This window comes from Acinetobacter sp. UBA3025, assembly GCF_002367915.1.
Lineage (GTDB): Bacteria > Pseudomonadota > Gammaproteobacteria > Pseudomonadales > Moraxellaceae > Acinetobacter.
The window spans coordinates 7,104-16,237 of record NZ_DFDO01000104.1; the positions used below are offsets into that span (position 1 = coordinate 7,104).

General features: G+C 44.3%; 10 protein-coding genes. 6 read left to right on the forward strand and 4 right to left on the reverse strand.

Annotated elements, in window-relative coordinates:
• Positions 1-269: 269 nt before the first annotated feature.
• The 3 genes from B4J23_RS04405 to B4J23_RS04415 all read left to right on the forward strand — a co-directional run bounded on the left by B4J23_RS04405 (position 270) and on the right by B4J23_RS04415 (position 1,945).
• A complete protein-coding gene (locus tag B4J23_RS04405) occupies positions 270-932 on the forward strand; it encodes an elongation factor P hydroxylase (protein WP_291358874.1) in 663 nt (220 codons plus the stop codon).
• An 84-nt stretch (positions 933-1,016) separates the two neighbouring features.
• On the forward strand, positions 1,017-1,634 hold the full coding sequence (locus tag B4J23_RS04410) for an L-threonylcarbamoyladenylate synthase (protein WP_005234273.1): 618 nt from the start codon (positions 1,017-1,019) through the stop codon (positions 1,632-1,634).
• Between the two features lie 38 nt (positions 1,635-1,672).
• Positions 1,673-1,945, forward strand: a complete 273-nt coding sequence (locus B4J23_RS04415; protein ID WP_291358877.1) for a hypothetical protein — start codon at positions 1,673-1,675, stop codon at positions 1,943-1,945.
• 26 nt (positions 1,946-1,971) lie between these two features.
• On the opposite strand, the gene B4J23_RS04420 is transcribed toward B4J23_RS04415, so the two are convergent.
• Positions 1,972-2,535 carry a hypothetical protein gene (locus B4J23_RS04420; RefSeq protein WP_291358879.1) on the reverse strand — a complete coding sequence of 188 codons (564 nt, stop codon included), beginning with the start codon at positions 2,533-2,535 and terminating at the stop codon, positions 1,972-1,974.
• Positions 2,536-2,983: 448 nt separating this feature from the next.
• Here B4J23_RS04420 and B4J23_RS04425 point away from each other — a divergent pair, with 448 nt between their 5' ends.
• From B4J23_RS04425 to rluB, 3 genes are read left to right on the forward strand one after another with little or no spacing between them, the layout of a single operon-like run.
• On the forward strand, positions 2,984-3,778 hold the full coding sequence (locus tag B4J23_RS04425) for a segregation and condensation protein A (protein ID WP_180179650.1): 795 nt from the start codon (positions 2,984-2,986) through the stop codon (positions 3,776-3,778).
• A complete protein-coding gene (gene scpB / locus B4J23_RS04430; RefSeq protein WP_180179651.1) occupies positions 3,775-4,365 on the forward strand; it encodes an SMC-Scp complex subunit ScpB in 591 nt (196 codons plus the stop codon). Before B4J23_RS04425 ends, scpB begins: the two co-directional genes overlap by 4 nt.
• Before the next feature lie 42 nt (positions 4,366-4,407).
• A complete protein-coding gene (gene rluB / locus B4J23_RS04435) occupies positions 4,408-5,451 on the forward strand; it encodes a 23S rRNA pseudouridine(2605) synthase RluB (protein WP_004783318.1) in 1,044 nt (347 codons plus the stop codon).
• A 201-nt stretch (positions 5,452-5,652) separates the two neighbouring features.
• On the opposite strand, the gene B4J23_RS04440 is transcribed toward rluB, so the two are convergent.
• The 3 genes from B4J23_RS04440 to B4J23_RS04450 form a co-directional block, all read right to left on the reverse strand.
• On the reverse strand, positions 5,653-7,380 hold the full coding sequence (locus B4J23_RS04440; RefSeq protein ID WP_291358883.1) for an ABC transporter ATP-binding protein: 1,728 nt from the start codon (positions 7,378-7,380) through the stop codon (positions 5,653-5,655).
• A 10-nt stretch (positions 7,381-7,390) separates the two neighbouring features.
• Entirely contained in the window at positions 7,391-8,539 is a 1,149-nt protein-coding gene (locus tag B4J23_RS04445) for an ABC transporter permease (RefSeq protein WP_034170660.1), read from the reverse strand.
• Positions 8,540-8,546: 7 nt separating this feature from the next.
• A partial coding sequence (locus B4J23_RS04450) for an ABC transporter permease (protein ID WP_291358885.1) occupies positions 8,547-9,134 on the reverse strand: 588 nt, incomplete at its 5' end.

Genomic DNA, 9,134 nt, shown 5'->3' on the forward strand with positions numbered 1-9,134 from the left:
GCATCCATTGATAGCTTACAGTCTATGTTAATCAATTGATCATCAATTGATCCAACAGCTTCACGAGCAATACGAACAAAGCGGGATAAAGGCAGTTGACCTGACCATTTAAAGCCCTGTTCAGCCCATTTAAACGGCTCAATCTGTGCCGGAAAGGTATTTGCTGACATAATTAAGGCGGCAATTCTACAAATTCATCAGAACTCTGTCAAAGATTAAGATACAATTTTGTACTTATTTTTAGACAGACCAATTGGGTAATTTCAGTCATGCATCTGTTGCAGCCGCAAACAGAAGTGAATGTTTCATCACTCGTTAGCACACTTTCAACCTCCGATTCTGACAGCTCACTACAGCAAGTGCAACGCTTACCGTGGGCGAATTTATCCTCAGAAGCGGAACAGGTTGATTGGCTCATCTTACACTTTAATCACTGGTTTTCCCACCTAAATGTCACTTTAGTCCGTGGTGACTTTGAACCGGAGTATTTCCCGGCTACAGAAGATAGCCCTGCCCGGATCCAGTTTGCGCATGGCTTCTTTAATAGTGCCCTGCATGAAATCAGTCACTGGACTATTGCCGGTGATAAGCGCCGTCTGCTACCAGATCTAGGTTATTGGTATGCGCCAGATGGTCGCACCAAGGAACAGCAAGCATTATTTGAGCAGGTCGAAATCAAGCCACAAGCGATTGAATGGATGTTTTCCAAAGCATTTGGCCGTAAGTTCCGTGTGTCCCTGGACAATTTAACCGGCGATGGTGGCGATGGCTCCAGCTTTAAAGATAATGTTTATGCTCAGGTACAACGCTATTTTAGTGGTGAAGCCAAACTGCCACGTGATGCCAAACGTTTCATTGATTGTATCTGTGTCTGCACCCGTGCGGGCAAAAGTTTACAATCTGATGAATTTCAACGTGAAATGCTTGATTAAATTACACAAATCTACCTGTTTGTCATTGTTACTTTATACAAAGGCATTTCATAATAAGTTTAAGGCAGGTTGGGAGGAATATTTATGCTGCATTTACGTGTACACCCGGATAATCCGCAAGCTCGTCTGATCAGTCAGGCAGTAGAACGTATTCGTGCCGGTGATGTTGTGGTTTATCCGACCGATGCAGCCTATGCGATTGGCTGCCAGATCGGGAATAAACATGCGATGGAGCGAATCGCGCAGATTCGTGGTCTAGGACCTAAGCACCAATATGCCATTATCTGCTGCGACTTATCCGATCTTGCGACTTATGCCAAAGTCGACAATGCCGTCTATCGTTTGCTGAAAAATAATACACCTGCTGTGACCACGTTTATTCTTCCGGCAACCAGCGAAGTGCCTAAACGTTTAATGCATCCGAAGAAAAAAACCATTGGTTTGCGTATCCCCACCAATCCTGTGTGTCAGATGCTGCTTCAAGAACTGGGCGAACCGCTGCTAACTTCAACACTCATCCTGCCAGACCACACTGATCCTCTTGATGATCCTTATGACATTGAAATGCAGCTCGGCAAACGGATTGATGTCTTTATTGATAGTGGTCTAGGAACTTTAAGTACGACTTCTATTGTGGATTTATCAGGAGATCAGCCTGAAGTGATTCGTCGTGGGGTCGGTGATGTCAGTGCTTTTGAATAAATAAAGCTGCTTCTAATTAAGTTTCAGAAGAAAATAAAATGGATTTGTTTTATATCCTCCTGAATCTGAATGAATTTCCTGCCGATCATCTAATCTATGCCGAATTGCCTTGGACACTGGAATCCAAGGCAATATCTATCGATAAAAATTCCAAGCCAGAATTAAATCTGAATATCAACAATAGTGAATACTCATACTTTCTTGATGTCGCGATGGCAAGAAAGCTTTTACAAGTTTATTCAACGAACAATATTTGTCTGGCAGATACCTGCCAGCGTGTCATCGAATATGTATTGCGAGAGCAGAATTAAAATAACCTTATCACGCATGCCAAGATTTAATAGCTCGCTGCACGATCCTGAGTAGATGTACTGACCGCTGGTGCAACCGAAGGAACTTGATTATTCAAACTTGGCTTTGGAGGTAACGGATCACCTTCTTTATAATGTTTTAACTGCAAGAAGTTTGGACATTCCGACAGTTTTTGCTGATGAGTTGCCAGTTCAGCACCAAACCTGTTTTTGACTGAAACATGAAAAGTGATTTGATCCTCTTCAAGCACATTCAATAACGCAGTCCGGGCTTTGGATTCCATAGTCCTAAAAGAATCAATGGAATTACAGCTCATGGTTTTGACCATTGCAGTAACACCGTCGGGTAAATCTTTGCCCGTATAAAGCGTATTACGCATATAGAAACGAATATGAGGATACTGGTCCAGTACGCTAAAATCCAGTTTCATGGCCTGCATCACTGGTTTGGCCTGCTCGACAAAGCTGGAAAAGCCGCCAGACTTCAGATTGGTACGCATTTCATTTTCAAGCTGCATAAGCTGATATTGAGGGTAGCCCCAGAATACCCCTAAGCCGATGACGCCGATTAACACAAGTACGATTGGCATTTTTATAATTAACCTGATCTATGGTTGTTATTTATTAATATTTTTCGGCTATATTAGTTTATTTTTTAGGCGATAGATAACTGTTTTTTCTTATTTTTATCACATATTTCCTGATGAGCTTAAACTCAGTCATTATTTAATAGGTGCTGAGAATCTTTAAAAAATTCTCTATATGAAGTTACAGTTTCTTAAGCCACCCAGACTATATTGAATTTAATTTTAGCTAATACGCTGTTTAATATCAGACTTGTATATTTTAACAAATTAAAAAAATAAAATTTCTCCTAAAATAAATATGGTTTTTTTGCTTTTGAATGCATATCTATTTTATTTAACGACAATTTTCCAGTACAATGCCAACTATTAAATTATGTGCTTTTTCTCCTGACATGAGCTCGGGGAATAAGCCATTTCATGCCTTTGAAAATTCGCGTGGCTTATAATTGTAATGACTCAAATGCCCCATAACGCTATGGAATCTGCTCCAAACATCCGGGTTCTGGATGAATGGCAAAATACGATTCCAGAGGATCTGTATATTCCTCCAGCAGCGTTTGAAATTCTGTTAGAACATTTTGAAGGCCCCCTCGACTTTTTAATCTACCTAATCCAGAAAAATGGTTTTGATCTGTTGCAGGTTGATATCGCGCCGATTGCCTCCCAATATCTGTCCTATATGGATGCGATGAAATCCCTGAATATTGAGCTAACCGCGGATTATATGGTGATGGCTGCTTTGTTGGCCGATCTCAAATCCCGTTTATTACTGCCTAAACCGAAAAGCGTGGCTGCAGTTGAACAGGATCCAAAACAGGACCTGATTGAGCGTCTGGAAAATTATTTACGGATCAAACAAGCTGCAGAACGTCTGGGTCAGATGACGATTCTGGAACGTGATACCTTTCAGACCAATGTTCACTTAGGCGAGTTTATCCAGCCGAATGAAGGCCATAGTGCTGATCTGCTGCGTGATGCCTTACTTTGTGTCTTTAACCGCCCTGAACCAGTCATTCATCAGGTGCAACAGGAACCAGTATTACTGGAAGAACGGATTGCCTATATTGAAAGCCGTCTGGAATCTGGTGAAGTCTTGTCTTTTGATAAATTACTCAAGCCAAGTCAGGGACGCATGGGTGTAGTCGTGACCTTTATGGCCGTGTTGGAACTCACCCGCCAGCAAAAAATTCAAATTATTGCCTCAGGTGTTGAAGCTCCGCTCGCAATTCAAGGAGCACACGCATGAACACAGAACATAATATCTCCTTGTCTGCGGAAGATAATCTGCATGAAATTCTGATGCAGCTGGAAGCCATTATTTTTGCCAGTGACTCCCCAGTTTCCTTAGCTCGACTGAAAGAAGCATTTCAGGATCGCTATAACAAGCAGGAGCTGCGCCAGTATTTACAACAGCTTTCCATGCTGATGCATGGCCGTTCTATTGAACTGGTTGAAACTGTGCAAGGTTACCGTTTTCAAGTGCGTGTAAAATATCGTAATATTATTGCACAGACCTGGCCCGAGCGACCGACACGCCTGTCACCTTCATTACTGGAGATGCTTGCGGTGATTGCTTATCATCAGCCAGTGACCCGAGCTGATATTGAACAAATTCGTGGTGTCACGAATAACAGTCAGATTTTGCGTACGCTGTTTGACTGGAACTGGATTAAAGAATCCGGCTTTCGTGAACTCCCTGGAAGACCTGCGTTGTTAGTGACAACGCCACAATTTTTAAATGCGTTTGGCTTAAATTCTTTAGGCCAATTGCCTCCCCTGCAGGATGCCAAGGAAGCTTTTATGGCGCTCGATGCGAATGCACCGAAGTCATAAATAGGTGAACTGTTGAATAATTATTTCTAAGGTTATGCTGTCATGAGTGAAAAGTTGCAAAAGGTGCTTGCACGTGTTGGTTTGGGTTCTCGCCGTTATATGGAAGAAGTCATTGCCGCAGGTCGTGTGAGTGTGAATGGGCAGATTGCCCAAGTGGGTGAACGAATCGAACCAGGTGATGAGCTTCGCATCGACGGTCGTAAAGTACAGTTCCAGATCGAAGACGAAATCCGTCGTCGTGTCCTAATTTATTACAAGCCAGAAGGCGAAATCTGTTCACGTAATGATCCTGAACAGCGTCCAACAGTATTTGACAACCTGCCATCAATTCAAGGCGATCGCTGGGTCATGGTCGGCCGTCTGGATATTAACTCGACCGGTCTGTTACTGTTCACAAATGATGGTGAACTGGCGAATCGTTTAATGCACCCATCGAATGAAATCGAACGTGAATATGCAGTTCGTGTCATGGGTGAGGTAACTCCACAACTGAAAAACAACATGCTGAAAGGCGTGGTGCTAGATGATGGTCCTGCAAAATTTGAGTCATTCTCTGAACTGGGTGGTGACGGGATCAACCGTTGGTATCAAGTTGTCGTGAAAGAAGGTCGTAACCGTGAGGTTCGTCGTATCTTTGAATCACAAGGTCTGAAAGTCAGCCGTTTATTACGTACCCGTTACGGTACCGTGATTCTGCCACGTGAACTTCGTACAGGTCGCTGGATTGAGCTGGATAAACAGGATATCGATAACCTGACCAAATCAGTTGAGCTGAAACCGCGTCAAGGTACCGGCTTATTCGGCATGGCGAAACGTCGTAATGAGCGTATGCAGGAAAAACCAATGGCAGCGCGCCGTGGTGGTTACTTGCGTCAGCAACGCCGTGATACCGATGAGCAGCAGCCGCAATACAACAACCGTGAACGTCGCGATGATCAAGGCTTTGGTCGTCGTGAAAACCAGAATGGCACCCAGTTTGCACGTCGTGACAACCGTGAAGACAACCAGTTTGGCCGCCGCGAAAACCGTGAAGGTAATGCACCACGCGGTTTATATGGTGCGAATAAAGGCTTTAAAAAGTTCTAGGCTTTGAATAAGATAGAGTCACTTCGGTGGCTCTTTTTTTTTGCAAGAACAATAATAATCACCTAATTTTATCTATCCCTAGTCTTCTCAATAGAACCCGATATAAAAGGCGGGTATCTCCCTTCTATTTCCTAAAAGTGAATTCTTGTCATAAAAAAATGCCCAGCAATGTGGACATTTTTTATTTCGTACTTTAGCAAGTTACTGCGGAATACCCTGAGGAATCGCACTTAACAGACGCTTGGTATAGTCGTGTTGCGGAGACTGATACAGATCATCTGAGTTGGCAATTTCCACCAGATCACCATGATTTAGCACCATGATCTGATCAGAAATATATTTCACCACTGACAAATCATGCGAAATAAAGATGTAACTCAGACCAAATTCATCCTGTAAATCCTGCAATAAGTTCAGTACCTGCGCCTGTACGGATACATCCAGTGCGGACACTGATTCATCACAGATCAAAATCTCAGGCTTTAAGGTCAGACAGCGTGCAATTGCAATCCGCTGACGCTGGCCACCTGAAAACTCATGTGGATAGCGATAGAAGGCCTGAGCCGGTAAGCTGACCCTTTCTAATAAATCAAGTGCCATCTGTTTACGTTCTGCATCATCCTTGCCAATATGATGAATCTGCATCGGCTCCATCAGGATTTGTCCCACGGTAAAACGCGGATTCAAAGAAGCATAAGGGTTCTGGAAAATGATCTGGATTTTACGCTGATAGGCCGTAAACTCTTTTTCAGTCATCGACAAGATATCTTTACCCTGAAACAACGCCTTGCCGCCTGTAGCTTGTTGCAGTCGCATCAGGAGCAAACCAATCGTGGTTTTACCAGAACCTGACTCCCCAACCAGCCCTAAGGTTTTGCCTTTAGCCAGCTGAAAAGACACGCCTTTCACAGCCTGAAATTCATCTTTTCCAAATAGGCCTTTACGGCTATAGAAGGATTTTTTCAGATCACGTACATCGAGAATGATCTCTTCATTACCTTTTAAACCACGGGAACGCTCCTGTTGTAGCGGAGCGTTCGCATGCAGGTCATGCGCCAGACTATCCTGTTTCATAAAGTCGCTAATCACCGGCAAACGCAAAGGACGGTGCGATAGCTGTGGACGGCAATGCAACAAGGCTTGGGTATAAATATCCTGAGGATTGTTCAGGACTTCTGTCACCGAACCTTGCTCACGAATCTCGCCATAACGCATTACAATGACCTGATCCGCAATTTCACCAACTACCGCCAGGTCATGACTGATGAATAACATCGACATTTGACGGCGCTGACGCAAGGATTCAAGCAGGTCCAGAATCTGTTTCTGGATAGTCACATCTAATGCCGTCGTTGGTTCATCAGCAATCAAGAGCTTCGGCTCACAGGCAATGGCCATGGCAATCATGACCCGTTGCTGCTGTCCACCAGATAACTGACTCGGATAAGCATCAATCTTGCTTTCCGGTGAAGGAATACCGACTTCCTGCAAAAGTTCCAGCGTTCTTTGACGGGCCTGTTTTTTATTCATGCCCAAATGCAGGCGTAGAATTTCCGAGATCTGCATGCCCACGGTAAACACCGGATTTAATGAGGACATCGGCTCCTGGAAGATCATGGCAATTTCTTTGCCACAGATCTGACGCATTTCACTCGACTTGAGTTTCAATAAGTCCCGACCTTCAAACAGGATCTGACTGTCTTCAGCGATCTTCGAGTTCTCAGGTGCTAATAGTCCCATCACTGCTAATGAAGTCACAGATTTACCACTTCCGGATTCACCGACTAACGCCACTGTAGTATTGGCCGGAATTTCAAATGAAATTCCTTTGACCGTTTCCACATATTGTTTATTTTCACCTTTAAAACTGACGCGCAGGTTGTCTACGCGAAGTAACGCGGGTGCTGTGCTTGGATTCATTTCAGACATCGCTGCGCTCCTATTTCAGTTTTGGATCTAATGCATCACGTAATGCATCAGTAAACATTGAGAAAGCTGTCACCAGTACCGCCATCGCCACCGATGCCGCAGTCAACTGCCACCATTTGCCTAAAATCAGCTCGCTTTGCGCTTCATTCAGCATACTACCCCATGACACCACACCAATTGGTACGCCAAAGCCTAAGAAGCTGAGAATGACTTCGGACTTGATAAAGGCCACTGCAAGAATGGACATTTGAACCAAAGCGATATGACTGACATTCGGAAAAATATGCACGAAGATACGGCGCATATTGCTTACCCCAATGGCTTTCGCTGCCAGTACATATTCACGTGCAGTATGCTTCATATATTCCGCACGAACCAGGCGGAATACCCCGGTCCAGCCGGTCAGACCCAAAATCAGGATAATCGATAAAATCCCTTTTTGTTGCAGTACTGCTGCAATCGCTAACACCAGCAACAGATAAGGAATAGAAGTAAAGATATTGTAGAACCAGTTCAGCACATCATCGACCCAACCACCGAAATAGCCAGCAATCGCACCAAGTACTGTACCAATCACCACCGCAACCAGCGCAGCAATCAGGCCAACCAAGATTGAAGTTTCTGCACCTTTAATGGTTTTCAGTAGTACATCCTGACCCCATTTATCTGCGCCAAAGAACAGGCTCTGTTTAAGCTCACTACTCTGATCCAGTAACTGACCCCCTAATTCCTGATCAATGGCTTTCATATCTTCAGCCAGTGGATCGACTACACCATAATAATCAATCACACCTGCGCCCTGTTCAGCAGCAATTTCTGCTTCCAGTTCTGCAATCACATCTTTTAAAGGATCAACTGGATTAACTGGTACTACGGCAGATTCAGTACTTTGATCTTCACCTGCCGCTCCAGGCATAGACGGTGTATAGATAAAGCTTGGGGGTGCATAACTCACCGCTACTTCTTTATTCCAGTCCTTGGCAATCACACCTGTCATGGAAAGCAGCAACATCAGCAGATAAAACAGCACCACAAATAGGGAGAACATCGCAATACGGTCACGTTTCAGACGACGCAACGCCAGCTGCCATAATCCGGTTGAAGCAGACTCAGGCACTGCTGAAGCATGTTGCTCTTTTTTAAATATCGCACTCAGCATAATTCACCTACTTCAACTGTACACGTGGATCGACCCATTTATAGATCAGATCAGCAATCAGGTTAAATAACATGGTCGCAGCCGCAACATAGACTGTAATCGCTTTAATTACGGGAAAGTCAGAACGCTCAACTGCGATAATCACTTCACGGCCAATGCCTGGAATACCAAAGAAACGTTCAATCAGGAAAGCACCGATCAGTAAAGCCGGAAGTCCCGCCATGACATCGGTAATGATTGGAATTGATGCATTACGCAATACATGCACGCCCAGAATGCGGCTTTCGCCCAGACCTTTGGCGCGTGCGGTACGGACATAGTCCTGATTGACTTCATCCAAGACAAAACTACGGTAGAGACGTAAAGTCGGTGCAATACTCACCACCAGCATGATTAATACTGGCAATAGTGCATATTTGAATAAGTTTTCAGTAAAGTTATCGCTCCAGCCCTGTACCGGGAACCAGCTCAGTTCATAAGCCAAGACGTACTGGAATACGATGATATAGACCAGAATACTGATCGACATACCGATGGTACACAGCATCATGATCATGCGGTCAGTCAGTGAACCGCGCACTGAAGCTAGATCGGA